The 24,154-nt window shown below is 72.2% G+C and carries 22 protein-coding genes; 11 read left to right on the top strand and 11 right to left on the bottom strand.

Annotated elements, in window-relative coordinates; translation table 11 throughout:
• The first annotated feature begins 161 nt into the window (after positions 1-161).
• Positions 162-986 (top strand): maleylpyruvate isomerase family mycothiol-dependent enzyme, encoded by an 825-nt coding sequence (locus Sco07f_RS06730; RefSeq protein WP_007451648.1) that lies wholly within the window; start codon positions 162-164, stop codon positions 984-986.
• Positions 987-1,088: 102 nt separating this feature from the next.
• Here Sco07f_RS06730 and Sco07f_RS06725 read toward each other — a convergent pair whose 3' ends face one another.
• Together Sco07f_RS06725 and Sco07f_RS06720 are read right to left on the bottom strand one after the other, a co-directional pair.
• A complete protein-coding gene (locus tag Sco07f_RS06725) occupies positions 1,089-2,399 on the bottom strand; it encodes an MFS transporter (RefSeq protein WP_087790216.1) in 1,311 nt (436 codons plus the stop codon).
• The gene (locus Sco07f_RS06720) at positions 2,396-3,046 is read right to left on the bottom strand and encodes a GntR family transcriptional regulator (protein WP_007451677.1); all 651 of its coding nucleotides are present in this window, start codon (positions 3,044-3,046) and stop codon (positions 2,396-2,398) included. Before Sco07f_RS06720 ends, Sco07f_RS06725 begins: the two co-directional genes overlap by 4 nt.
• A 289-nt stretch (positions 3,047-3,335) precedes the next feature.
• Between Sco07f_RS06720 and Sco07f_RS06715 the strand changes: the two genes are divergently transcribed.
• The 4 genes from Sco07f_RS06715 (at position 3,336) to Sco07f_RS06700 (ending at position 6,938) form a co-directional block, all read left to right on the top strand.
• On the top strand, positions 3,336-4,271 hold the full coding sequence (locus Sco07f_RS06715) for a D-alanyl-D-alanine carboxypeptidase family protein (protein WP_108987244.1): 936 nt from the start codon (positions 3,336-3,338) through the stop codon (positions 4,269-4,271).
• 188 nt (positions 4,272-4,459) lie between these two features.
• A complete protein-coding gene (locus tag Sco07f_RS06710) occupies positions 4,460-4,807 on the top strand; it encodes a GntR family transcriptional regulator (RefSeq protein ID WP_007451644.1) in 348 nt (115 codons plus the stop codon).
• Entirely contained in the window at positions 4,804-5,793 is a 990-nt protein-coding gene (locus tag Sco07f_RS06705) for a DUF1648 domain-containing protein (protein WP_108987243.1), read from the top strand. Before Sco07f_RS06710 ends, Sco07f_RS06705 begins: the two co-directional genes overlap by 4 nt.
• Positions 5,794-5,960: 167 nt before the next feature.
• Positions 5,961-6,938, top strand: a complete 978-nt coding sequence (locus tag Sco07f_RS06700) for a BRO-N domain-containing protein (protein WP_108987242.1) — start codon at positions 5,961-5,963, stop codon at positions 6,936-6,938.
• Positions 6,939-7,021: 83 nt separating this feature from the next.
• Here Sco07f_RS06700 and Sco07f_RS06695 read toward each other — a convergent pair whose 3' ends face one another.
• From Sco07f_RS06695 to pdhA, 3 genes are read right to left on the bottom strand one after another with little or no spacing between them, the layout of a single operon-like run.
• Positions 7,022-8,458, bottom strand: coding sequence for a dihydrolipoamide acetyltransferase family protein (locus Sco07f_RS06695; RefSeq protein ID WP_167468040.1), 1,437 nt, complete (start codon positions 8,456-8,458; stop codon positions 7,022-7,024).
• 10 nt (positions 8,459-8,468) lie between these two features.
• Complete coding sequence (locus Sco07f_RS06690) at positions 8,469-9,449, bottom strand: alpha-ketoacid dehydrogenase subunit beta (RefSeq protein WP_007451673.1); 981 nt, start codon at positions 9,447-9,449, stop codon at positions 8,469-8,471.
• A 1-nt stretch (position 9,450) separates the two neighbouring features.
• A complete protein-coding gene (pdhA, locus tag Sco07f_RS06685; protein WP_007451671.1) occupies positions 9,451-10,704 on the bottom strand; it encodes a pyruvate dehydrogenase (acetyl-transferring) E1 component subunit alpha in 1,254 nt (417 codons plus the stop codon).
• 323 nt (positions 10,705-11,027) lie between these two features.
• Here pdhA and Sco07f_RS06680 point away from each other — a divergent pair, with 323 nt between their 5' ends.
• Positions 11,028-11,684 carry a response regulator gene (locus Sco07f_RS06680; protein WP_042826572.1) on the top strand — a complete coding sequence of 219 codons (657 nt, stop codon included), beginning with the start codon at positions 11,028-11,030 and terminating at the stop codon, positions 11,682-11,684.
• 106 nt (positions 11,685-11,790) lie between these two features.
• A complete protein-coding gene (locus Sco07f_RS06675) occupies positions 11,791-12,198 on the top strand; it encodes a hypothetical protein (RefSeq protein WP_054103005.1) in 408 nt (135 codons plus the stop codon).
• 70 nt (positions 12,199-12,268) lie between these two features.
• Here the strand turns inward: Sco07f_RS06675 and Sco07f_RS06670 are convergent, their stop codons facing one another.
• Entirely contained in the window at positions 12,269-13,912 is a 1,644-nt protein-coding gene (locus tag Sco07f_RS06670) for a protein kinase domain-containing protein (protein WP_167468039.1), read from the bottom strand.
• 346 nt (positions 13,913-14,258) lie between these two features.
• Here Sco07f_RS06670 and Sco07f_RS06665 point away from each other — a divergent pair, with 346 nt between their 5' ends.
• Positions 14,259-15,914: a protein kinase domain-containing protein gene (locus Sco07f_RS06665; RefSeq protein ID WP_108987240.1), complete on the top strand. Its 1,656-nt coding sequence runs from the start codon at positions 14,259-14,261 to the stop codon at positions 15,912-15,914.
• 77 nt (positions 15,915-15,991) lie between these two features.
• Here Sco07f_RS06665 and Sco07f_RS06660 read toward each other — a convergent pair whose 3' ends face one another.
• The gene (locus tag Sco07f_RS06660; protein ID WP_007451667.1) at positions 15,992-16,531 is read right to left on the bottom strand and encodes a bacterial proteasome activator family protein; all 540 of its coding nucleotides are present in this window, start codon (positions 16,529-16,531) and stop codon (positions 15,992-15,994) included.
• A 182-nt stretch (positions 16,532-16,713) separates the two neighbouring features.
• Between Sco07f_RS06660 and Sco07f_RS06655 the strand changes: the two genes are divergently transcribed.
• Positions 16,714-17,472 (top strand): hypothetical protein, encoded by a 759-nt coding sequence (locus tag Sco07f_RS06655; protein WP_159106926.1) that lies wholly within the window; start codon positions 16,714-16,716, stop codon positions 17,470-17,472.
• Positions 17,473-17,558: 86 nt separating this feature from the next.
• On the opposite strand, the gene Sco07f_RS06650 is transcribed toward Sco07f_RS06655, so the two are convergent.
• Complete coding sequence (locus Sco07f_RS06650; RefSeq protein ID WP_108987238.1) at positions 17,559-18,539, bottom strand: NAD(P)H-quinone oxidoreductase; 981 nt, start codon at positions 18,537-18,539, stop codon at positions 17,559-17,561.
• Between the two features lie 141 nt (positions 18,540-18,680).
• Between Sco07f_RS06650 and Sco07f_RS06645 the strand changes: the two genes are divergently transcribed.
• Together Sco07f_RS06645 and Sco07f_RS06640 are read left to right on the top strand one after the other, a co-directional pair.
• On the top strand, positions 18,681-19,703 hold the full coding sequence (locus Sco07f_RS06645; protein WP_087790224.1) for an ATP-binding cassette domain-containing protein: 1,023 nt from the start codon (positions 18,681-18,683) through the stop codon (positions 19,701-19,703).
• Positions 19,700-20,548, top strand: coding sequence for an ABC transporter permease (locus Sco07f_RS06640; RefSeq protein WP_087790225.1), 849 nt, complete (start codon positions 19,700-19,702; stop codon positions 20,546-20,548). The genes Sco07f_RS06645 and Sco07f_RS06640 overlap by 4 nt, the downstream gene beginning before the upstream one ends.
• Positions 20,549-20,594: 46 nt before the next feature.
• Here the strand turns inward: Sco07f_RS06640 and Sco07f_RS06635 are convergent, their stop codons facing one another.
• From Sco07f_RS06635 to Sco07f_RS06625, 3 genes are read right to left on the bottom strand one after another with little or no spacing between them, the layout of a single operon-like run.
• Positions 20,595-21,692 carry a potassium channel family protein gene (locus Sco07f_RS06635; protein WP_108987237.1) on the bottom strand — a complete coding sequence of 366 codons (1,098 nt, stop codon included), beginning with the start codon at positions 21,690-21,692 and terminating at the stop codon, positions 20,595-20,597.
• Positions 21,689-23,059: a molybdopterin molybdotransferase MoeA gene (locus tag Sco07f_RS06630; protein ID WP_087790226.1), complete on the bottom strand. Its 1,371-nt coding sequence runs from the start codon at positions 23,057-23,059 to the stop codon at positions 21,689-21,691. Before Sco07f_RS06630 ends, Sco07f_RS06635 begins: the two co-directional genes overlap by 4 nt.
• Complete coding sequence (locus tag Sco07f_RS06625; RefSeq protein WP_174855312.1) at positions 23,059-24,090, bottom strand: NTP transferase domain-containing protein; 1,032 nt, start codon at positions 24,088-24,090, stop codon at positions 23,059-23,061. Before Sco07f_RS06625 ends, Sco07f_RS06630 begins: the two co-directional genes overlap by 1 nt.
• Positions 24,091-24,154: the final 64 nt, after the last annotated feature.

Here is a 24,154-nt window from a genome sequence, read left to right as displayed (position 1 = left end):
CGAGCCGTCCACACGGGCCTACGATCGTCACACGAAAGCACTGCCGGGGTGCCGCACAGCAGCGTAACTTAGCCTCTCAAGACGCCCGCCGACTGCCGCCGCCGCCACTGGCACCGCCGCCACCAACCGCCCGTGTACCGACCGCCGAGGGGTCCCGTTCCGTGAGTCTGCATCCCGCCCTCCAGCCCTACGCCGACGCCTGGACTCACTCCGTCGAGGCGATATCGGAGCTGGTCCAGCCGCTTGTGGAGGCAGAGTGGAACCGCCGGACCCCCTGCCCGGGATGGTCGGTGCGCGACATCGTCTCGCACGTCCTGGGCCTGGACTCCGAGATGCTCGGCGACCCCCGCCCCATCCACACGCTCCCGCGCGACCTCTACCACGTCACCAACGACCACCAGCGCTACATGGAGATGCAGGTCGACGTCCGCCGCCACCACACGGCGCCGGAGATGACGTCCGAGCTGGAGTACATGATCATCCGGCGCAACCGCCAGCTGCGCAACGAGTCGCGGGACCCCGGCACCAAGGTGCGCGGCCCGCTCGGCACCGAGCTGACCCTCCAGGACGCGATGCGCCGGCACGCCTTCGACGTGTGGGCGCACGAGCAGGACCTGCGCACGGCCCTCGGCCGTCCCGGCAACCTCGACTCCCCCGGCGCGCACGTCGCACGTGACGTGCTGCTCGACGAGCTGCCCGCCGTCGTCGCCGACCGGGCGGACGCCCCGCGCAGCTCGGCCGTCGTCTTCGACGTCCACGGCCCGGTCGAGTTCCTGCGCACCATCCGCGTCGACATCCAGGGCCGCGGCACCCTCGAATCGTCCCCGGCCCTGGGCCCCGCCGCCACCCTCACCCTCGACTGGGAGACCTACTTCCGCCTCGCCTGCGGCCGGGTGACCCCGGAGGCGTCGAAGGACCGCATCAAGACGGAGGGCGACCCGGACCTGGCGGAGGCGATCCTGCGCAACTTCACGGTGACGCCCTAGCTGCGGGCAGTCGTGCCGCTGGGGCGGCACGGGTGGGCGCAGCGGCACCCGGCCGGCGCCGGTCAGCGCGACCTACCCCCGCCCCGCCCGCACGCCGGGGGCCTACACCGGCACGTGCACCGTCTCCACCCGGCTCGCCACCAACCGCTCCCGCTCCCGCAGCGCGGCCCGCTTGCGCAACCGCAGGATCTGCGACAGTCCCACCGCCTGGAGCACGAACACGGACGAGAACGCCACGGCGTAGTCGTCCCCCGTCGCGTCCAGCAGCACCCCCACCGCGAACAACGTGGTCATCGACGCCACGAAGCCGCCCATGTTCGTGATCCCCGACGCCGTCCCCTGCCGCTCCGCCGGATTCGCCGGCCGCGCGAAGTCGAAGCCGATCATCGACGCCGGCCCGCACGCCCCCAGCACCGTGCACAGCACCACGAGCAGCCACATCGGCGCGTGCTCGCCCGGGTAGGCCAGCGTCGTCGCCCAGAGCAGCGCGGTCGCCCCCACCGTGCCGAGCGCCAGCGGCAGCCGCGCCGCGTGGTGCCGGGCGATGATCTGGCCGTAGACCAGGCCGACCACCATGTTGGACAGCACGACGAGGGTGAGCAGCGTGCCGGCCGTGGCCCGGGACAGCCCCTGCGCCTCGACCAGGAACGGCATCCCCCACAGCAGCAGGAACACCATCGCCGGGAACTGGGTGGTGAAGTGCACCCACAGCCCGAGCCGCGTCCCCGGCTCCCGCCAGGACATGGCGATCTGCCGCCGTACGTACGCGGCCCCCTGGTGCGGCAGCGGCTCCGGCTCGTGGCCCTCGGGGTGGTCCTTGAGGAAGAGGAGCAGCAGGACGAAGACGACGACACCCGCCAGGGCGCTGCCCGCGAAGGCCGCCGTCCAGCCGATGCCGTGCAGCAGCCGGGCCAGGACGAGGGTGGAGACCAGGTTGCCCGCCATGCCGACCAGGCCGGCCAGCTGGGCGACCATCGGCCCGCGCCGGGCCGGGAACCACCGGGTGCCCAGCCGCAGCACGCTGATGAACGTCATCGCGTCCCCGCAGCCCAGCAGCGCCCGCGAGGCCAGCGCCATGCCGTACGACGGGGAGAAGGCGAAGCCCAGCTGCCCGGCCGTGAACAGCACGACGCCGATGCCCAGCACCTTCTTCGTACCGAGCCGGTCGACCAGCAGGCCGACGGGTATCTGCATACCGGCGTAGACCAGCAGCTGGAGGATGGAGAAGGTGGACAGCGCGGAGGCGTTGACGTGGAAGCGGTCCGCGGCGTCGAGACCGGCGACCCCGAGGGACGTACGGAAGATGACCGCGACGAAGTAGACGGACACGCCGATGCCCCACACGGCGATCGCACGCCGGCCGCCGGGCGGATCACCGGGCAGGGCGCGGCCGGCCGAGGTGGCCGTACTCATCGGACCTCCCCCCGGGCCAGGTGCGAGAACCACCCCACGTGCCGGCGCACCACACCCACGGCCGCCTCCGCGTCCCCGGCGCGCAGCGCGTCGAGGATCTCCTCGTGCTCGGCGAGGGTGTGGGCGATCCGGTCGGGGTGGGAGTGCATGACGGCGACGCCCATGCGCAGCTGGCGGTCGCGGAGCTGGTCGTAGAGGCGGGAGAGGATCTCGTTGCCGCCGCTGCGAACGATCTCGGCGTGGAAGCAGCGGTCGGTGACGGAGGCGGCGGCGAAGTCACCGGCGGCGGCCTGCTCCTGCTGCCGGGCGAGCAGCTCCTCCAGCCGTTCGACCAGCCCGGGCGGGGCGGGTACGGCCTTCCTGGCCGCGTGCTCCTCGACCAGCAGCCGGGTCTCCACCACGTCCGCGATCTCCTGCGCGGAGACGGGCAGGACCAGGGCGCCCTTCTTGGGGTAGAGCCGGATCAGCCCCTCGACCTCCAGTCGCAGCAGCGCCTCGCGCACCGGGGTGCGGGAGACGCCGACGGCCTCGGCCAGCTCCCCCTCGGTGAGCAGCGTCCCGCCCTCGTAGCGGCGCTCGAGGACGCCCTGCTTGACGTGGGTGTAGACGCGGTCCGCCGCGGGGGGTTGCTTCACTGCCGTGGTCATGCCGACAGGATAGATACAACAGGGACACAAGAGGGATCCGTTCCAGCATCCGGACGCCGAACGTCGGGCGCCGGACGCAGGGCGCCGAACATCGGACGCCGACCGGCCGGCCCCCGCCACCGCCGCCCCGTTCATCCGTCAGGGGGAACCCGGCACCGCCCCGCACCCCTCCGCACAACCATTGACCCCCTTCGGGTGTCGCACTGACGCGGCCACGGCTCCACCGTTCCACCGACCACAACTCGGCCGCGTCTCAGGTGACTTCACCACAATCGGGGTATCCAACTCAATGAACACCATTCCGGGCAGCCGTCTGCGCAAGGCCCTCGCCGTCGCCCTGACCAGCGGCGCCGTCCTCGCCACCGGAGCCCTCGCCACCGCGCCGGCCCAGGCCGCCGCACCCGGGCGCACCGCTCCCGCGGCCGCCGTACGGGCGCCCACCGCACCCTCGATCGCCGCCAAGGGCGGCTTCGTCATGAACAACGCGACGGGCAGGTCGCTCTACACCAAGGCCGCCGACACCAAGCGTTCCACCGGCTCCACGACCAAGATCATGACCGCGAAGGTCGTACTCGCCCAGCCGAAGCTGAACCTGGACGCCAAGGTCACGATCCAGATGGCGTACAGCGACTACATCGTGTCGAAGAACGCCTCCTCCGCCCGCCTGATCGTCGGCGACAAGGTGACGGTCCGCCAGTTGCTGTACGGGCTGATGCTGCCCTCCGGCTGCGACGCCGCGTACGCGCTGGCCGACAAGTTCGGCTCGGGCAAGACCAGGGCGGCACGCGTGAAGTCGTTCATCGGCAAGATGAACGCGACCGCCAAGAGCCTCGGCCTGAAGAACACGCACTTCGACTCGTTCGACGGCATCGGCAACGGCAAGAACTACTCCACGCCGCGCGACCTCACGAAACTCGCGAGCAGCGCCATGAAGAACTCCACCTTCCGCACCATCGTCAAGACCAAGAAGTACACGGCGAAGACGAAGACCAAGAAGGGCGGCACCCGGACGATGGCGCCCTGGACCAACACCAACACGCTGCTGGGCAGCTACAGCGGTGCGATCGGCGTGAAGACGGGGTCCGGCCCGGAGGCCAAGTACTGCCTGGTCTTCGCCGCGACCCGGAAGGGCAAGACCGTCATCGGCACGGTGCTGGCGTCCTCGTCGTCGGCACAGCGCGCCAAGGACGCCACCAGGCTCATGGACTACGCCTTCACGAAGTAACCCGCGCACAGCACCACGCACCACCGCACAGCCACGAAGGGGCCCGTCGCACCGGCGACGGGCCCCTTTCGCCGTACGGATCTCGCGAACGACTGCCGGGCTGCGGGGCTGTCCCGAGCTGTACGGCGCTGTACGGCGCTGTACGGCGCTGTACGGATGAAGTGCATGGTGATAGTTTCATTAGCACCATGCTGCTGAGTCTGGACAAGACCGACACCCGGCCCCTGCACGAACAGGTGGCCGGCGCCGTCCGGCGCGCCATCGCCGAGGGCGAGTGCGCGCCGGGGGACCGCCTTCCCTCGGCCCGCGACCTCTCCGAGGCCCTGGACGTCAACGTCAACACCGTGCTGCGCGCACTGCGCGGCCTGCGCGACGAGGGCCTGCTGGAGTTCCGCCGGGGCCGGGGGGTGACGGTGGCCGAGGGCGCCCGGCCGCACTCCGAACTTCAGATCCGGGTAAGGGAACTGCTCACCGAGGCGGCCCGGCTGGGCTACAGCAGGACCGATCTCATCGACATGATCAGGGGGATGCCATGACGGACAGGACGACCGCGAGGCGTACGACGACGGCACTGTGGACGGCCGGGGTCACGGTCGTCCTCGCCGGGATGCCGCTCCTGGCGAGGGACCGGCTGCCCGACCGGCTGGCGACCCACTGGGGCCTGAACGGCACGTCCCCCGACGGCTCGATGCCCCTGTGGGCGGCCTCCCTCGTCCCCGCGCTGATCTGGCTGGTCACGGCGGCCGCGGTCACCGTCCCGCTGATGCGGGCGGGCCCGCCGGCGCGTCCCTGGACCGCCGTGACCCTGCTCCCCCTGGGCGTCGTCCTCGCCGGCGTGCAGGCCGCGGTCATCCGCTCCAACCTGGACCGCGCGGACTGGCACGAAGCCCGTCAGCCCACCGGCTGGGTCGTCGCGATCCTCGTCGCGGCCGTACTCGCGGGAGTGGCCGGCTGGCTGCTCGTCACCCGGCGGAGCGGCGCTGCGGACGACGGCACGACGTCCGGCGACGACGCTCCCACGCTGGACATCCCGAAGGGCCGGAGGCTGGTCTGGTTCTCCCGGACCGCCAATCCCTGGCTCCAGCTGCTTGCGGCCGCAACCGGCCTGGTGGCCGTGGGCGCGCTCGTCGCCCTGCTCGGCGGCCTGGCCGCCCCGGGTGCCCTGTGGGCACTGTTCGCCGGGTGCGCCGTCGCGTCCCTCGCCTGCGCCGTGTCCTCCTCCGTCCAGGCCCGCGTGTCGGAGCGGGGTCTGGAGGTCTCCTTCGGCCCGCTCGGCTGGCCGGGACGTCGCTGGGCCCCCGGTGACATCGACACGGCGCGGATGGAGGTCCGCCGTCCCGCCGAGGTCGGAGGCTGGGGCTACCGCCTCAGCGGCCTCGGCACCACGGTGATGCTGCGCGCCGGCGAGTGCCTGGTCATACGCCCCCGGGGCCGCCGGAGCGACTTCGCGGTGAGCGTCGACGACGCCGAGCGCGGCGCGGCTCTGCTCAACGCACTGCGCACGGACCGGGCCCGCGGCTGAACACGGCGGCCCCGGGGCTGAACACCGCGGCCCCGGGGCCTGATACACGCCCCTTGGCGACCGCCGCAGCTCTTTCGATCATCTTCGCTCGCAGTCGTGAACATCTGCGGATCTGACTGGCATATGCCCTTGGCTTCGCCCTACGTTCCGCGGCGGAGGTGGTTCACATGAATGAACCCAGCAAACGACAGAACTCCGGCGCGCGGCACGAGGCCATCGACGCCAGTGACTTCGTATACGCGGCCACCGGGGCACGGGTGCGGAGGCTGACCATGCCGGACGGAAGCCACTGGTTTCCGGCGGTGGACGTGTGCAAGGAACTCGGACACAGCAACTCTCGAAAGGCACTCTCAGACCACGTCCCAGAAGAACACCGAGAATTGCTCGAGACCGTAACTGGAAGTTACAGTCTCGGCATTCCCGCAGGTAGAGGATGGCGTCGAGACTTGCACGTCATCTCTCTGCAAGGTCTCATCCTCCTCGTCAACGCCTGCACGAAACCGGCCTGCGCCCCCTTCAAGCAGTGGGTCGCCGAAGTCATCGAGACCGTGCAGCGCGAGGGCTCCTACACGCTGGACGAGGCCGAGGTGCAGCCCGCCGAGCCCGGCGCTCCCATCGCCTACGCCATGCCGGACCAGGTGGCCGAGGCGATCGTCCGGCTGGAGGCGCACAACTTGCAGCTGGACGAGCAACTGGCCGAGGGACAACGCACGTCGATCGCACTGCAGCGGGAGATGCTGTCCACGCAGCAGGCCACCCTCGCCACCCAGCAGGCCACTCTCGCCGTGCAGCAGGCCATGGTCCGGGCACTGGAACGCATCGCGGACCGGTTCGACACCCTCGGCCTCCACCAGGGCGTGCCCCGCGGCCGTCCCGCCCCGGTGCCGACCACGGAGTCCGTGCTGGCCGACTGGCGGCAGCGCCTGTCCGTCACGGAGGACGTGTGGACGGTCGCCCGGGCCATCGCACCGGTGCTCGTCGAGAAGGGTGAGCTGCGGGAGCCGCTGGAGTCGGTCGCCGCCCGTACGGGGCTCTCCGTCCGGCGGGTCAACGCATGCCTGCGGCTGCTGCGCACCCACGCCTGCATCCGCTCACGGGGCGGGTCCGAGGACGGGGCTCCGGTGTACGTGCTGCACCAGGTCTGACCCCGGTACGACACAGCGGAAGGGGCGTCGCAACTCCAACTTGCGGCGCCCCTCCCGTCACGAACCTAGTCGATTCGTGGCCGTCAGGCCCAGCTGATCAACCTCTTCGGCTGTTCCAGGACCGCCGCCACGTCGGCGAGGACCTTGGAACCGAGCTCGCCGTCGACCAGACGGTGGTCGAAGCTCAGCGCGAGGGTGGTCACCTGACGCGGCTTCACCTTGCCCTTGTGGACCCACGGCTGGAGCTTGATCGCACCGACCGCGAGGATCGCGGACTCGCCCGGGTTGAGGATCGGCGTACCGGTGTCGACGCCGAAGACGCCGACGTTGGTGATGGTCACCGTGCCGCCCTGCATGGCGGCCGGGGAGGTCTTGCCCTCCCTGGCCGTCGACACCAGCTCGCCCAGCGCACCCGCCAGCTGCGGCAGGGTCCGGGCGTGGGCGTCCTTGATGTTCGGGACGATCAGACCGCGCGGGGTGGCGGCGGCGATGCCCAGGTTGACGTAGTGCTTGACCACGATCTCCTGGGCGGCCTCGTCCCAGGACGCGTTGATGTCCGGGTTGCGCTTGATCGCGACCAGCAGGGCCTTGGCGATCAGCAGGAGCGGGTTCACGCGCAGGCCCGCGTACTCCTTGTCCTGCTTCAGCTCCTCGACCAGCTTCATCGTGCGCGTCACGTCGACCGTCACGAACTCGGTGACGTGCGGCGCCGTGAACGCCGAGCCGACCATCGCCGCCGCCGTCGCCTTGCGCACGCCCTTGACGGGGATGCGGGTCTCGCGCGTGGTGTCGTACGACGCCGGTGCCGCCGTCGGGGACGGGGCGGGCGCGACGGCGGCGGGGGCCGCCTGCGACTCGGGCGTCGCGGGCTGGTTGGACACCGCCGCGTGGACGTCCTCACGCGTGATGATGCCGTCCGGGCCGGTGGGGACCACGGTCGCCAGGTCGACTCCGAGGTCCTTGGCGAGCTTGCGGACCGGAGGCTTGGCCAGCGGACGGTCCCCGGTGGCCGGAGCTGCCGGTGCCGCGGGTGCGGCCGGTCCGTGGCCGTTCAGCTCGGCCTGGATCGCCGCCGACGCCCCCTGGGCGTCGGCCGGGGCCTGGGCGCCCTTGCGGGGGCGGCGCTTGGTCGAGGAGGTGGAGACCCCGTAGCCGACCAGGACCGGCTGGCGGCCCTCCGGCTTCGGCTCCTCCGCCTCGGCGGTGGCCGGCGTGTCCGCCACGGCCTCCTGCACCGGCTCCGCGGCCGCCGCCGCACCGTCGCCGACGGCCACCGCGATGATCGACGTACCGACGTCGACCGTGGTGCCCTCGGGGAAGTGCAGCTCGCGGACCACGCCGTCGTAGGGGATGGGCAGTTCGACGGCGGCCTTGGCCGTCTCGACCTCGCACACCACCTGCCCGTCGGTGACCGTGTCACCGGGCTGGACGTACCACTTGAGGATCTCGGCCTCGGTGAGCCCCTCGCCCACGTCGGGCATCTTGAACTCACGCACGGAGCTGTCCGTCATCGTCGTCACGCTCCCCTCCTCAGTACGCCAGCGAGCGGTCGACGGCATCCAGCACCCGGTCCAGGTCGGGCAGGTACTCCTCCTCCAGACGCGCCGGCGGGTACGGGGCGTGGTAGCCGCCGACCCTCAGCACCGGGGCCTCCAGGTGGTAGAAGCAGCGCTCCGTGATCCGGGCGGCGATCTCCGCGCCCGAGCCCAGGAACACCGGCGCCTCGTGGACCACGACCAGGCGGCGGGTCTTCTCCACCGACGCCTGGACGGTGTCGAAGTCGACCGGCGAGATCGAGCGCAGGTCGACGACCTCCAGGGAACGCCCCTCCTCGGCGGCCGCGTCGGCGACCTCCTGGCAGAGCTTCACCATCGGGCCGTAGGCGGCCAGCGTGAGGTCGGTGCCCTCGCGCACCACGCGCGCGGCGTGCAGCGGGCCCGGGATGGCCTCCTTGTCGACCTCGGCCTTGTCCCAGTAGCGGCGCTTGGGCTCGAAGTAGATCACCGGGTCGTCGCTCTGGATGGCCTGCTGCATCATCCAGTACGCGTCCGCCGCGTTGGACGGGCTGACCACCTTCAGGCCCGCCACGTGCGCGAACAGCGCCTCGGGGGACTCGGAGTGGTGCTCGACCGCGCCGATGCCGCCGCCGTAGGGGATGCGGATGACGACCGGCATCTTGACCTTGCCCAGCGAGCGGGCGTGCATCTTCGCCAGCTGGGTGACGATCTGGTCGTAGGCCGGGAAGACGAAGCCGTCGAACTGGATCTCCACCACCGGCCGGTACCCGCGCAGGGCCAGGCCGATCGCGGTGCCGACGATGCCGGACTCGGCGAGCGGGGTGTCGATGACCCGGTCCTCGCCGAAGTCCTTCTGGAGGCCGTCGGTGACCCGGAAGACACCGCCGAGCTTGCCGACGTCCTCGCCCATGATCAGGACCTTGGGGTCCGACTCCAGCGCGCGGCGCAGCGACTCGTTGATCGCCTTCGCCAGCGCCATCTTCTCCGCTGCCATGTCAGACCCCCTCTGCGTCTGCGAACGATGCCTGGTACGCGGCGAACTGCGCCCGCTCCTCGTCCACGAGCGCGTGCCCGTCCGCGTACACGTTCTCGAAGATGGCGAACCGGTCCGGGTCCGGCATGGCACGGACCACTTCGCGCACTCGTTTGCCCAACGTCTCGCTCTCCGCCTCCAGTTCCGCGAAGAATCCCTCGTCCGCGTGGTTTGCGGACTCCAGGAAGCGGCGAAGGCGCAGGATCGGGTCCTTCGCCTCCCAGGCGGCACGCTCGTCGTCGTGCCGGTAGCGGGAGGGGTCGTCCGAGGTGGTGTGGGCGCCCATGCGGTACGTGTACGCCTCGATCAGCGCCGGTCCCTCGCCGCGCCGGGCCCGGTCCAGGGCCCAGCGGGTGACCGCGAGGGAGGCCAGCACGTCGTTGCCGTCGACGCGGACGCCGGGGAAGCCGAAGCCCTGGGCGCGCTGGTAGAGCGGCACCCGGGTCTGCTTCTCGTTGGACTCGGAGATCGCCCACTGGTTGTTCTGGCAGAAGAACACGACGGGCGCGTTGTAGACGGCGGCGAAGTTGAACGCCTCGCTGACGTCGCCCTGGCTGGAGGCGCCGTCGCCGAAGTACGCGATCACGCCCGAGTCGGCGCCGTCCTTGGCCACGCCCATGGCGTAGCCCGTGGCGTGCAGCGCCTGCGAGCCGATGACGATCGTGTACAGGTGGAAGTTGTTGCTGTTGGGGTCCCAGCCGCCGTTGTTCACACCGCGGAACATGCCGAGCAGGTTGGTCGGGTCCACCCCGCGGCACCAGGCGACGCCGTGCTCGCGGTAGGTCGGGAAGACGTAGTCGTCCTCGCGAGTGGCCCGGCCGGAACCGATCTGGGCGGCCTCCTGGCCCAGCAGGGAGGCCCACAGGCCCAGCTCGCCCTGGCGCTGCAGGGCGGTGGCCTCGGCGTCGAAGCGCCGGGTGAGCACCATGTCGCGGTACAGGCCGCGCAGCTCGTCCGGGGTGATGTCGGCGACGTACGAGGCGTACTCGGCGTAAGCGGCGTCCTCGACGCGCTCGCCCTCGGGCGTCAGCAGCTGCACCAGCTCCGTCTCGGAGCCCTTCTTGGCAGCGTTACGGGTGGTGCTGGTGGTGCGAGTGGTGCGCTTGCCGGTGCCGGCCTTGCTGCCGGTGGTCCCGGCCGCCTTGGTGCCGGTGGTGCCGGCCGCCTTGCTTCCGGCGCTGCGTCGCGGCTTGCGCGCGGCAGTGCTCTCGGTCACGTGTGCTCCTCCGTCGGTCCGGCCCCCGGGTTCGCCGGAAGCCAGTGCGGCTCACCTGCGGCCCGGCGGACGCACAAGGGTGGGTGCGGCCCGATCGGGAACAGGCGTGACAGGTGCCCCGGCGAGCGCCCTGCGAACAGCACGTTACCCAGTGCTCCACATTTCTGTGAAACCCCTCCTGACCTGCGTTTTTACTCGGATTTCCAAGTAAATCGGCGTAGGGCGGAAGTTTTACTGGTCACAGCCTTGCAGGGGGCCGGAACAACGGCACGTTATCCCGGCCACCCCGGGCACGGGAAGAGCCGGTGTGTGACACTGACCGCGTGCGCGAAGACGGAAAAATCCGGGTATTCCTCCTCGACGACCACGAGGTGGTCCGGCGCGGGGTGCACAATCTGCTCGCCGGCGAGGCCGACATCGAGGTGGTGGGCGAGGCCGGTACGGCCGCCGAGGCACAGGCCCGGGTCGCGGCCGTCCGCCCGGACGTCGCGGTGCTGGACGTACGGCTGCCGGACGGCAGCGGCGTCGAGGTCTGCCGGGACATCCGCTCCCGGGACGAGTCCGTCCGCTGCCTGATGCTGACCTCCTTCGCCGACGACGAGGCCCTCTTCGACGCGATCATGGCCGGCGCCTCCGGCTACGTCCTCAAGGACATCCGCGGCGCCGAGCTGCTCGGCGCCGTGCGGGAGGTGGCGGCCGGGAAGTCGCTGCTCGATCCGGCGGCCACCGCGCGCGTGCTGGAGCGGCTGCGCGGCGGCGGGGCGAAGCCCGACGACCGGCTGGCCCGCCTCACCGACCAGGAGCGCCGCATCCTGGACCTGATCGGCGAGGGCCTGACCAACCGCGCCATCGGTGAACGGCTGCACCTGGCCGAAAAGACGATCAAGAACTACGTGTCGAGCCTGCTGGGCAAGCTCGGCATGCAGCGGCGCTCGCAGGCGGCCGCCTTCGTGGCCCGGCTGGAGGCCGAGAACCGCTGACGGGCCCCGGCACCCCGGTCCGCCCGGACTTATTCGGGACTTACGTCCCGCCCTGCCGGGGCGGGCGACTCTGTTCCGCTGTCCGCCGCTCCCGCACAGTGATTCCATGCCCTCCGACGAACAGCTCGCCGTCGGCCTGCTCGGCCGTACCGCCTACGGCCGGGCGGCCACCACCATGCGCGCCCTGCCCTTCCTCGCCCTCGCGCGGCACATCGTGGCCGACGGCCGGGTCCTGCTGCGCATGCCCGCGAGCTGGGGGTACCACCAGGTGTGCGCCGGGAGCGTCGTCGCGTACGGAGCGGACAACCTGACCTCGGCGCGGCCCGGCGAGAGCCTGTGGACCGTACAGGTCGTGGGCCGGTGCGAGGCCCATGAGCCGAGCGCCGCCGAGCTGGAGCGGTTCGGTCCCGCGCCGAGCCGGGTGGACGGACAGCCGTTCGAGCCCGCCTACCTGCGCGTCGACCCGCAGTTCGGCACGGTGCACTTCACGGACGGGGCGGCGGGGCCCGCGTAGGCGAACGCAACGCGCGCGTGGAGCCCGTTTCGGGGCCGCACGCGCGCGTGAGGTGTCGTGGAGGGTGCGGTCACTCGCCCGCCGGGGCGGTGGGGCCGCCCGTGTTTCCGGAGCCGCCCTCGGTGCCGCCGCCGTCCGGCGGGGTCTCACCGCCACCAGGCGTTTCACCGCCACCGGGCGTCTCGCCGCCACCAGGGCTCTCGCCGCCACCGGGCGTCTCACCGCCACCGGGCGTTTCACCGTCACCAGGCGTCTCGCCGCCACCGGTCGAATCGTCCGTCGCCGTCTCCGACGGGGTGTACGACGGCGTGTACTGCTGGTTCCAGTCCCCGTCACCGTTGCCGTACCCGCCCGAGCCCTGCTCGGTGCCCGGGTCGGTGGTCTCCTGGGTCTGCTCGTCGCTGGGCGACGAACTGGGCGTCTCCTCGCCGGTGCTCTGGGAGGTGGTCGCCGACGGGCTCTTGTCCGTCTTGGTGCCGCCCTCGTCGCCGCCGCCGTTGTTCAGGGCCAGCGCGACGCCGGCCGCGATGGCGATCACCGCGAAGACGGCCAGTATCCACAGCTTGCCGCGGCCGCTGCCCTTGTTGCCGTGGCCCTCGAAACCGCCGTCGTCGCCCCCGCCGTAGCCGTGCGGCAGGATCGGCTGGGGGATCTGCTGGGTGCCCGACGCCCCGTGGTGGTCGGGGTGCGGCAGCACCGTCGTGCCCGCCAGGCCGGCCGCGGGGGTGTGCCGGCCGTCGTGCGCGGCGACCGGGCCGGTGTTCCAGGTGCCGGTGTGGCCGCCCTGCTCGTACAGCATCTGCAGGCCGTACTGGACCAGGCCGCGCATCTCCTCGGCGGTCTGGAAGCGGTCGTCGGGCTCCTTGGCCAGCGAGCGCATCACCAGGCCGTCCAGCTCCGGCGGGGTGGCGTCGGAGACCTCGGACGGAGGCGTCGGGATGTCCTGCACGTGCTGGTAGACCACCGACAGCGGGGTCTCCCCCGTGAACGGCGGGCGCAGCGCGAGGAGTTCGTAGAGCAGGCAGCCCGTGGCGTACAGGTCGGAGCGGTGGTCGACGGCCTTGCCGAGGGCCTGCTCGGGAGAGAGGTACTGGGGGGTGCCCATGACCATGCCGGTCTGGGTCATCGTCGACTGGGCGCCGTGCAGGGCGCGCGCGATGCCGAAGTCCATCACCTTGACCGCGCCCGCGTTGGTGATGATGACGTTGGCGGGCTTGATGTCGCGGTGCACGATGCCGTGCTGGTGGGAGTAGGCGAGCGCCTCCAGGACACCGGAGACGATGATCAGCGCCTGCTCGGGTCCGGGCGCCTCGGCGTTGAGGAGGAGGTCGCGGATGGTGCGCCCCTCGACGATCTCCATCACGATGTACGGCACGGACTGGCCGCCGACGACGTCCTCGCCCGAGTCGTACACGGCCACGATGGCGTGGTGGTTGAGGCCGGCCACCGACTGTGCCTCGCGCGTGAAGCGGGCCTTGGAGACCGGGTCCTCGGCGAGGTCGGCACGCAGCAGCTTGACCGCCACGGTGCGCCCCAGGCGGACGTCCTCGGCGGCGAACACCTCGGCCATGCCGCCCCGCCCGAGCCTGCGGGTCAGCCGGTACCGGCCGTCGCCGACCAGGCCGCCGTTGCCCCAGTTCTCCGGCGCGTCAGACATACCGCCGCCAGATGCCTCGGGTTCGGACGGGCCCTGGGCGCGCTGCTGCTGTGCCATCAGTCCTCGCCGTCGTTTCTGCCCGCGGTACGCGCGGTGTTGTTACGGTCTCCGTCGGCCACGCTACAGGCTTCACGGGGGCCTCCGGTCCGGGATGGGCGTCGGGACCGGACATGAGACGGACCGGTCATGAAACCCTGGTTCCGTACTCTCGTGCAAATTCCGTGCGGCGGAAGTACGCCGCCTGTAACGCTTCCGCGACGCTTCTTTCGCGTACGGTCACGGAACGGGCACCGCGCTTGACGTGTCAGTGCCCTGGGGCAGACTTGGCCGGGAATAGCACTTTCGATCACGAGCGCGCGTGCCGCTGCCACCGGCGCCCGCCGCCTATGGGGGACGCAGAGACATGAGCCAGGACGCCGGACAGGGACGGTACGCGGGGCGGGCACTCGCCGGCGGCCGTTACCAGCTGCGCGACTTGCTCGGCGAGGGCGGCATGGCCTCCGTGCACCTGGCGTACGACTCGGTCCTCGACCGCCAGGTCGCGATCAAGACGCTGCACACCGAGCTGGGCCGCGAGCAGGCCTTCCGTGAGCGCTTCCGCCGCGAGGCCCAGGCCGTGGCCAAGCTCACGCACACCAACATCGTCTCGGTCTTCGACACCGGCGAGGACGATCTGAACGGCCTGACGACTCCGTACATCGTCATGGAGTACGTCGAGGGCCGGCCGCTCGGCTCCGTGCTCGACGAGGACGTGCGGCAGCAGGGCGCGATGCCCGCCGACAAGGCACTGAAGATCACCGCCGACGTGCTGGCCGCCCTGGAGATCAGCCACGAGATGGGCCTGGTCCACCGGGACATCAAGCCGGGCAACGTGATGATGACCAAGCGCGGCGTGGTCAAGGTCATGGACTTCGGCATCGCCCGCGCCATGCAGTCCGGCGTGACCTCGATGACGCAGACCGGCATGGTCGTCGGCACCCCGCAGTACCTCTCGCCGGAGCAGGCCCTCGGCCGCGGCGTCGACGCCCGCTCCGACCTCTACTCGGTCGGCATCATGCTGTTCCAACTGGTCACCGGGCGCCTGCCGTTCGACGCCGACTCGCCGTTGGCGATCGCGTACGCGCACGTGCAGGAGGAGCCGGTGGCCCCGTCCGCCGTCAACCGCTCCCTGCCGCCGGCGGTGGACGCGCTGGTGGCCCGCGCGCTGAAGAAGAACCCCAACGAACGCTTCCCCAGCGCCGAGGCCATGCGCGACGAGTGCCTGCGCGTGGCGGCCTCCTTCCAGGCGGCCGCGCCGAGCATCGTGCCCGGCGCCCAGACGTCGAGCGGCGCGGGCGTCGGCTCCGCGGTCTTCCCGCCGGTCGACCAGAGCACCCCGGCGCCCACGGGCCCCGTCCAGACGCCGTACCAGCCGACTCCGGCCCCCGGCCCCAACCCGTACGGCACCCCGGCCCCGGCCGCGCACTCGCCCGCGTACGGCTATCCGCAGCAGGCCGGGTACCAGACGCCGTCGCCGTACGGGCAGCAGCAGGGCGCGTCCACCCCGCCGCCGTACAACCTGTCGCCGTCAGCCCAGGGCTCCGGTTCCTCCGGCGGGGGCAAGAGCAACAAGCCGGTGATCCTCGGCTCGATCGTCGTCGCCCTCGTGGCCGTCGGCGGACTGATCGCCGCGCTGCTGATGAACGGCGGCGGGGACGAGGACCCGGAGGCCGGCGGGGGCGGCTCCGCGAGCGCGTCCGCTTCGCCCTCGAGGGCGGCGGGCTACCGCGGGCCGGACAAGACGAAGACGATCGAGACGGACGAGTGCACCGAGCCGGAGGAGTCGTACAACGACCCGGACAAGATCAGGGTGCCGGAGTTCACGTTCAAGTACATCGGCTCGGTCAAGGAGTGCTTCAACGCCGCGGGCTGGCAGATGAAGGTCGTCGAGGTCGACGAGAACACGTACGGCGAGGGGTCGATCCGGGACCAGTTCCCCGTCGCCGGCACGGACGTCGACCCGGAGAAGATGCCGACCATCCAGCTCAAGGTCTCGACGGGCAACCCGGCCGGCGAGTGAGCCGGTGACGGCGTGACGGACGGCTGACGACGAAGGGCCCGGCAGCGAGTGCTGCCGGGCCCTTCGCGTTGTCGGGTCTAGAGGTAGGGGCCGCCGGAGCGACCGCCCGGGTGCGGGGGCTCCTCGCCCTCCGGGACGGCTCCCGGCGGCAGGGCGCGGCGCATCTGCTCCAGCTGGGCCCGCGCGGCCATCTGCTGGGCGAACAGCGTGGTCTGGATGCCGTGGAAGAGCCCCTCCAGCCAGCCGACCAGCTGTGCCTGGGCGATCCGCAGTTCGGCGTCGGTCGGGGTGCCGTCGTCCGTGAAGGGCAGGGAGAGCCGCTCCAGCTCCTCCACCAGCTCCGGAGCCAGACCGTCCTCCAGCTCCTTCACCGAGCTGGCGTGGATCTCCTTGAGCCGGGCCCGGCTCGCCTCGTCCAGGGGCGCGACCCGCACCTCTTCCAGCAGCTGTTTGATCATGCTGCCGATCCGCATGACCTTGGCAGGCTGCTCCACCTGCTCGGTCACCGGGATCTCGCGGGAGTCGTCGTCCCCGCCGCCGCTGAGTGCCATTCCGTCCTGGCCGACGACCAGGATCTGGGGGTTCTCCGGCGACCTGTCGTTCCTCGGCATTTCCATGCCGCCATTGTCTCCCACCCGCCGGCCGCGACCGGTTGCTGCCCCCCGGGAAAACCGGCCCCCACGCGTTCGGCGGCGCCCGGAATGCCGGGATCGCCGGCCGGTGTGAGGCTTGTTCCGTCGTTCTGCGCGACTTCTCCGACGCTTTCCACGACGGGTATCACCGGGAGGGGGTCACGGACGTGACTCCATGGCAGCACACACTGCGGGCGACGGGGCTGGTGGGGGCCCTGGGGATCGGCGCGGTGGTGTCACCGTACGGGGCGGAGCCGGCCCACGCCGCCGGTGGCGCCGGTACCGCGTACACGGCGGTGGCGGCGCCGTCCCCGGCGGCGCCGGGGCGCGATGCGGCGCCGGACGCGGCCGCCGTCCCGGACGGTGCGGCCACCCACGACGGGCGGGGCGGCCACGAACGTCCCCGGCGCCCCGCCGGTCCCGACCGCCCGGAACACCCGGACGCCGGGCCCGCCTCCCGGCCCGCCGCGGAATCCGGCCCCGCGGAGAGCGCGGGGCACGGTTCCGCCAAGCCCTCCCCCTCTTCGCCCGCTCCGTCGGCGTCCCGCGCCACGGGGCGCCCCGAGCCCTCCCGGGCCGGGAATCCGCCGGGTGAGGGAAGGCTGCGGCCCGGCCGCGCCGAGGAGCGCGGGCAGCAGCACGACGGCACGGACGAGAACGCCGGCCGACGCGAGGAGGGCACCGCCGACGGTGTCCCCGAGGGACCGGCCGCCACCCCCACCGCGGCCACCGCCGTTCCGCCCGGACAGACCGGGGCGGCCCTGGCCCCCTCGGTCTCCCCGTCCCGGTCCGGGTCGGGGACCGGCGCCCGGACCCAGCAGGCCGCCGCGCCCGTACTGCGGGTCCTCCCGCTGGGCACCGGGCTGGTCCTCGTCGGCCTCGGCCTGGCCCTGGGCCTCGTGGGGCTGCGGCTGCGCCGGGCGTAGCGGCCCGCCCCACCCGCGCCCCGACCGTGCCCGCCGCCCGCGGGCCGTCCACGCGACGCCGCCCACGTGTCCGTCCACGCGTCCGTCTACGAGGTGACCAGCAGCACCTTGCCGATGTGGCCGCTCTCCTCCACCACCCGGTGGCCCTCCGCGGCCTCGCTCATCGGCATCTCGCGGTCGACGACCGGCCGGACGTGACCCCCGTCGAACAGCGGCCAGACGTGTTCCCGTACGGCCGCCACGATGGCCGCCTTCTCCTCCAGGGGCCGGGCCCGCAGCGAGGTCGCGCTGACGGCGGCGCGCTTGGCGAGGAGCGCGCCAATGTTCAGCTCGCCCTTCCGGCCGCCCTGCATGCCGATGATCGCGAGCCGGCCGTTCACGGCGAGGGCCTGAACGTTGCGGTCGAGGTACTTCGCGCCCATGTTGTCGAGGATGACGTCGGCGCCCGCGCCGTCCGTCGCGTCCTTCACCTCGGCGACGAAGTCCTGCTCCCGGTAGTTGATCAGGACGTCCGCGCCCAGCTCGGCGCAGCGCTCCAGCTTCTCCTTGGTGCCCGCGGTCACCGCGACCCTGGCTCCGACGGCCCTGGCGAGCTGGATCGCCATGGTGCCGATGCCGCTGGAGCCGCCGTGCACGAGCAGCGTCTCGCCGGGGCGCAGGTGGGCGACCATGAAGACGTTGGACCAGACGGTGCAGACCACCTCGGGCAGCGCCGCCGCCCGCTTCAGGTCGACGCCCTCCGGCAGCGGCAGCAGCTGACCGGCCGGTACGACCACCTTCTCGGCGTAGCCGCCGCCCGCGAGGAGTGCGCACACCTCGTCGCCGACGGCCCAGCCGGACACTCCGGGACCGAGCTCGGCGACCCGCCCCGAGCACTCCAGGCCGGGGAAGGCGGAGGCGCCGGGCGGCGGGTCGTAGAAGCCCTGGCGCTGCATGATGTCGGCGCGGTTGACGGCGCTGGCCGTCACCTCGACCAGCACCTCGCCCTCGCCGGGCTGCGGGTCGGGGACCTCGGACCACACCAGCGCCTCGGGGCCCCCGGGTTCGGAAATCGTGATCGCATGCATGAGGGCGACGCTACTCCTGTGCACCCGCGTGGCCCTCCGCCGGAAAATTCCCGTGCGTCGTCGATGAGTTTGCGCGACGGTAAAGGTCTCCCCATGCGTAGCCCAAGAACGCGTACTCCAGCACGCGGAAGGATCCACAGCATGAGCACGCACACGTCCGGCCTCGCCATCGAGACAGCGGGGCTGGTGAAGACGTTCGGTGAGACCCGGGCCGTGGACGGGGTGGATCTCGCGGTGCCCGCCGGCACGGTCTACGGCGTCCTCGGTCCGAACGGCGCCGGCAAGACCACCACGGTGAAGATGCTCGCCACCCTGCTCCGCCCCGACGACGGTCAGGCCCGCGTCTTCGGCCACGACGTCGTGCGTGAGGCGGACGAGGTCCGCGGCCGGGTGAGTCTCACCGGGCAGTACGCGTCCGTGGACGAGGACCTCACCGGCACCGAGAACCTGGTCCTGCTGGGCCGGCTCCTCGGGCACGGCAAGGCCGCGGCCCGCGAACGGGGCGAGCAGCTGCTGGCCGCGTTCGGGCTGACGGACGCCGCGGCGAAGCAGGTCAAGCACTACTCCGGCGGCATGCGGCGGCGCATCGACATCGCCGCCTCCATCCTCAACACCCCGGACCTGCTCTTCCTCGACGAGCCCACCACCGGACTCGACCCGCGCAGCCGCAACCAGGTGTGGGACATCGTGCGGGCGGTCGTCGCCCAGGGCACGACCGTGCTGCTGACCACGCAGTACCTGGACGAGGCCGATCAGCTGGCGTCCCGGATCGCCGTCATCGACCAGGGGCGGGTGATCGCCGAGGGCACCAAGGGCGAGCTGAAGGCGTCCGTCGGGGCGGGCTCCGTGCATCTGCGGCTGCGGGACGCGGAGGAGCGGCCCGAGGCCGAGCGGGTCCTGCGGAACCTGCTGGTCGCCGAGGTGCAGCCGGAGGCGGACCCAGTGGCGCTGACCGCGCGCCTCGGGGCGGCGGCCAGTGACACCGCCGCCGACCAGGCCGCCAAGGCACTCGGTGAGCTGGCCCGGGCCGGCATCACCGTCGACAGCTTCTCCCTGGGCCAGCCCAGCCTCGACGAGGTCTTCCTGGCGCTCACCGGCCACGACACCGGCCAGCGCACGGACGGCGACTCCGGCACCGACACGAAGGACGAGGTGGCGGCATGAGCACGGCCACGAGCAGCGAGACCAAGGACCTCTCCCCGGTCAGCACCGAGTCGCTGGCGGCCCTGCTGGTGACCAGGGAGCGGCCGCCGCGGCCCAGCGCCCTGTCCACGTCCCTGACGTTCGGATGGCGCGCGATCCTCAAGATCAAGCACGTGCCGGAACAGCTCTTCGACGTCACCGCGTTCCCCATCATGAACCTGCTGATGTTCACGTACCTCTTCGGCGGAGCGCTGGCAGGCTCCCCCAGTGACTACATCCAGTTCGTGCTGCCGGGCATCCTGGTGATGTCGGTCGTGATGATCACGATGTACACCGGGGTGTCCGTGAACATCGACATCGAGAAGGGCGTCTTCGACCGCATCCGCTCGCTGCCGATCTGGCGGCCCTCGGCGATGGTCGGCTATCTGCTCGGCGACGCGCTGCGCTACACGATCGCGTCCGTCGTCATGCTCTCCGTCGGACTGCTGCTCGGCTACCGGCCCGACGGCGGGTTCGTCGGTGTGGTCGCCGGGATCGCCCTGCTGCTGCTGTTCTCGTTCGCCTTCTCGTGGATCTGGACGATGTTCGGGCTGATGCTGCGCACCGAGAAGTCGGTGATGAGCGTCAGCATGATGGTGATCTTCCCGCTCACCTTCCTGTCCAACGTCTTCGTCGACCCGAGGACCATGCCGGGCTGGCTCCAGGCCTTCGTCAACAACAGCCCGATCACCCACCTGGCGTCCGCGGTGCGCGGCCTGATGGCGGGCGGCTGGCCCGGCGTCGAGATCGCCTGGACGCTGGGCTGGGCGGGCCTGTTCCTGCTGGTCTTCGGCCCGGTCACGATGCGGCTCTACAACCGCAAGTAGCACCTCCCGACAGCCGTTTCCGCGACCGGGCCGCCGTGCGGGCGGCTCAGTCGCGGGGCAGCGGGCGGGTGTCGGGCGTCACGTGGGTGGCCGGTGTCGCCCGGACGATCGTGATCAGGCGGTCCGTCAGCTCCAGGCCGCCGACGGCGAGATCGTCGTAGCCCAGGACCCGGTGACCGCGCAGCACGCTCACCACCAGGTCGTCCACCTCCCGCGGATTCCTGCCCACCTCTGCCTTTATGACGGGCCGTTCGATGAGGTCGAGTCCGCTGCCCTGGCTGATCAGGTCCTCCATGACCATGCCCGCTGCGGGGCTGAGCACGGAGAGTCCGAGCAGCCGGCCGGCGGCGCTGGCGCTGGTGATCACGGCATCGGCGCCGGACTGCTTCAGCAGCGGCGCGTTCTCCTCCTCACGGACCGCGACCACGATCTTCGCGCCCCGGTTGAGCTGCCGGGCCGTCAGCGTGACCAGCACCGCCGTGTCGTCGCGCTGGGTGGCGATGATGATCTGCTTCGCCCGGTACAGCTCGGCGCGGTTGAGGACGTCGCTGCGGGTCGCGTCACCGATCACGCCCGCGTAGCCGTGGGCCGTCGCGGCCTCGATGGCCTTCCCGCTGGGGTCGACCACGACCACCTGGTCCTTGCGCAGCCCCGTCGCGCAGACGGTCTGGATCGCCGACCGTCCCTTGGTTCCGAAGCCGACGACGACGGTGTGATCGCGCAAGGCGGACCTCCAGCGGTTCAGGCGCCACTCCTCCCGAGTGCGCTCGGTGAGGGCTTCCAGCGTGGTGCCGACCAGGATGATCAGGAACAGCACGCGCAGGGGCGTGATGACGAAGATGTTGGTCAGCCGGGCCGAGTCGCTGACGGGCGTGATGTCGCCGTATCCGGTGGTGGAGAGGGTGACGGTGGCGTAGTAGAAGGAGTCGAGGAGGTCGACGGACTTGTCCGAGTTGTCGGTGTAGCCGTCACGGTCGACATACACGACGAAGGCCGTCACCACGAGGACCACCAGCGCGACGGACAGCCGCTTGGCGACCTGGCGGAACGGGTGCTCCACCAGCTTCCTGGGGAGTTTCACCTTGTGGGTCACCAGGTGCTCGTCCGCCTGGCGGGCGATCGCGTCCTGGCCCGGAAGTTTCACGTGAAACACACCCCGATCCCGCCGCTCGCCCAGGGCAGGTCGAGCAGCTCGGCCTCCTGGCCCGATCGCGCTCCGCCCGGAGGTACGACCGCCAGCGCGTCGGCTGCCGCGATGCCGCGCAGCATCGCCGGACCGTTGTAGCGGAGCGGCACGGCGCCCTCGCCGCGCAGCACGACCGGCACGAGCCGCGTGTCGTACGGGTGCCCGTGCACCGCGTCCCGCAGCGCAAGCGTGTACGGCTCGGGCGCCGGGCGGGCGGCGAGGGTACGCAGCAGCGGCTCGGCGAGGGTGAGCAGCCCGGAGACGGCGGCGAGGGGATTGCCGGGCAGCCCGACGAGGTGCTGGTCGTCCTTGAGGCGGGCCAGCAGCATGGGGTGGCCCGGGCGTACCTTGACGCCGTCCACGAGGAGTTCGGCGCCGATCCGGCGCAGGGTGGGGTGGACATGGTCGACGGGGCCCGCGGCGGTACCGCCGGTCGTGACGATCAGGTCGGCGTCGGAGGTCGTGACGGCGCGGTGCAGGGCCTTGGCGTCGTCGCCGATCCGGCGGACGGTGCGGACCTCGGCGCCCAGCGCGCGCAGCCACGGCGGCAGCATCGGACCGAGCGCGTCCCGGATGAGGCCGTCGTGCGGGAGGCCCTCGGTGAGCAGTTCGTCGCCGAGGACGAGAACGTCGACGCGGGGGCGGGGGACCGCGGTGAGCGTGTCGTATCCGGCGGCAGCCGCCAGCCCCAGGACCGCCGGGGTGGCGAGGGTGCCGACGGGCAGCAGCTGGTCACCGCTGCGGCACTCCTGACCGCGCGGGCGGATGTCCTGGCCGTGGACGACCTCGCGGGTGGGGTGCAGCCGGCCGCGTTCGTCGGTGCGGCCGTGCTCGGTGCGCAGTACGGCGGTGGTGTCCGGGGGGATCCGTGCGCCGGTGGCGATACGGACGGCCTCGCCGTCGGTGAGGCGCCCGGGTTCCGCGTGTCCGGCCAGGACGCCCTCGTCGTGCACCGTCCAGGGGCCCGGTCCCGCGACGGCCCAGCCGTCCATCGCGGAGGTGTCGAAGGACGGCAGGTCGGTGAGGGCGGCCAGGGGTGCGGCCAGGGTGAGGCCGAGCGCCGCGTCGAGGGGCACGGAGACCGGGGTGCGGCCCACGGCACGGGCGGCGGCGCGGGCGGCACGCTCGGCGGTCGTCCGGGCCTCGGGCCAGGGGGTCGCGCGGTGGTGGGAGCCCGCCGGGCCGTGCGAGGCGTGCGCGCCGTGGGCGTCGTGGGCGTCGTGGCCGCGGTGGGCGGGGCCGGGCTTCTCCCTCACGAGGGCGAGCGCCTCCTCGACGTCGAGGTCCTCGGGCTCCGCGTCGGCCCGTGTGCCGGGGGAGGCCATCACGCGTCCGGGCGGGTGTCGGGCGTGGCGTCCGGGGCCACGTCGGGCTTCCCCCGCTCGGGGTCGGGCCCGGCGTCGGCGCTCTCCTCCGCCCAGCGCAGGGCGAGGGCCGCGGCCTTGCGGGCGGTCTCGGCGACGGCCTCGGGACCTCCTTGCGCCCGCCCGGCCGCGTATCCGACGAGGAAGGTGGTCAGCGGGGCGGCCGGCCTCGCCACCCCGTGTGCGGCGTCGCGTGCGAGGTCGAGCAGGACCTTGGTGTCGACGTCCAGGTCGATGCCCAACTCGGCCTTGGCTGCGGAAATCCATTCATCCAACACGTGACCATGCTCCCTGATGCGTGCCCTTGCGGTGGCGATGTCGTCCCAGGTGTCGCAGTCGAAGGAGGCGACGGCGTCCGGGAGGCGAGTGAGGCGCAGAGCGCCGGTCAGGCGGCGCAGCGGCAGCCCGGTCAGGTGTGCTCCGCCCGCCGGTGCACCGCGGTCGGCGCGGTCCCGTGCGAGGGCGGTCAGTTCGCGGCGCAGCGCCGAGGCTCGGTAGGCGGCGACGAGCGGCTGGTCGCGGCCGTCGGCGTCGGTGAGCAGCACCCCGTCGGCGTCGCCCGCGGCGAGTGCGGACAGCAGCCGCCCCACGGTCGGTCCGGCCAGGAACGGCAGGTCGGCGGAGACCACGAGGACGTGCTCCGCCGTGGTGTGCCGCAGTCCGGCGGCGAGGGCGGCGAGGGGTCCGCCGCCGGGCGGATCCTCGCGCGTCCAGGTCACGGGGCGCGCGGTGGGCCGGACGTCGGCGACGACGACGGTGGTCCGGGCCCCGGCGCAGGCGGCGAGCACCCGGTCGAGGAGGGGGCGGCCGCCCACCCGCAGACCGGGTTTGTCCGCGCCCCCGAGCCGCCGGGCGGCCCCGCCGGCGAGCACGACGGCGTCGTACCCGGCGGGGCCGGCATCCGGCGCGGGTTCCCGGCCCTGCCGGGCACCGGCACCCGGCGCGGGGTCGCTGCCGGCACCTGGGTCGCCGGCGTGCTCGTACGCGGTCACCCCCCGAGTATGGGGCCCGGCGCGATCACAGGGAACGCAGGGGAGCCCGCGCGGCCGGAGTGTG

This window comes from Streptomyces coelicoflavus, from assembly GCF_003112555.1.
In the GTDB taxonomy this organism is placed as follows: Bacteria; Actinomycetota; Actinomycetes; order Streptomycetales; family Streptomycetaceae; genus Streptomyces; species Streptomyces coelicoflavus.
The sequence above is the reverse complement of the archived record's forward strand: the minus strand, read 5'-3'. Positions and strand labels throughout refer to the sequence as shown.

Coding starts and splice junctions, on each gene's coding strand:
- Sco07f_RS06725 (WP_087790216.1), bottom strand. CDS start 2,399: ATGAGTACGGCCACCTCGGCCGGCCGCGCCCTGCCCGGTGATCCGCCC.
- Sco07f_RS06720 (WP_007451677.1), bottom strand. CDS start 3,046: ATGACCACGGCAGTGAAGCAACCCCCCGCGGCGGACCGCGTCTACACC.
- Sco07f_RS06715 (WP_108987244.1), top strand. CDS start 3,336: ATGAACACCATTCCGGGCAGCCGTCTGCGCAAGGCCCTCGCCGTCGCC.
- Sco07f_RS06710 (WP_007451644.1), top strand. CDS start 4,460: ATGCTGCTGAGTCTGGACAAGACCGACACCCGGCCCCTGCACGAACAG.
- Sco07f_RS06705 (WP_108987243.1), top strand. CDS start 4,804: ATGACGGACAGGACGACCGCGAGGCGTACGACGACGGCACTGTGGACG.
- Sco07f_RS06700 (WP_108987242.1), top strand. CDS start 5,961: ATGAATGAACCCAGCAAACGACAGAACTCCGGCGCGCGGCACGAGGCC.
- Sco07f_RS06690 (WP_007451673.1), bottom strand. CDS start 9,449: ATGGCAGCGGAGAAGATGGCGCTGGCGAAGGCGATCAACGAGTCGCTG.
- Sco07f_RS06675 (WP_054103005.1), top strand. CDS start 11,791: ATGCCCTCCGACGAACAGCTCGCCGTCGGCCTGCTCGGCCGTACCGCC.
- Sco07f_RS06670 (WP_167468039.1), bottom strand. CDS start 13,912: ATGGCACAGCAGCAGCGCGCCCAGGGCCCGTCCGAACCCGAGGCATCT.
- Sco07f_RS06665 (WP_108987240.1), top strand. CDS start 14,259: ATGAGCCAGGACGCCGGACAGGGACGGTACGCGGGGCGGGCACTCGCC.
- Sco07f_RS06660 (WP_007451667.1), bottom strand. CDS start 16,531: ATGGAAATGCCGAGGAACGACAGGTCGCCGGAGAACCCCCAGATCCTG.
- Sco07f_RS06650 (WP_108987238.1), bottom strand. CDS start 18,539: ATGCATGCGATCACGATTTCCGAACCCGGGGGCCCCGAGGCGCTGGTG.
- Sco07f_RS06645 (WP_087790224.1), top strand. CDS start 18,681: ATGAGCACGCACACGTCCGGCCTCGCCATCGAGACAGCGGGGCTGGTG.
- Sco07f_RS06640 (WP_087790225.1), top strand. CDS start 19,700: ATGAGCACGGCCACGAGCAGCGAGACCAAGGACCTCTCCCCGGTCAGC.
- Sco07f_RS06630 (WP_087790226.1), bottom strand. CDS start 23,059: ATGGCCTCCCCCGGCACACGGGCCGACGCGGAGCCCGAGGACCTCGAC.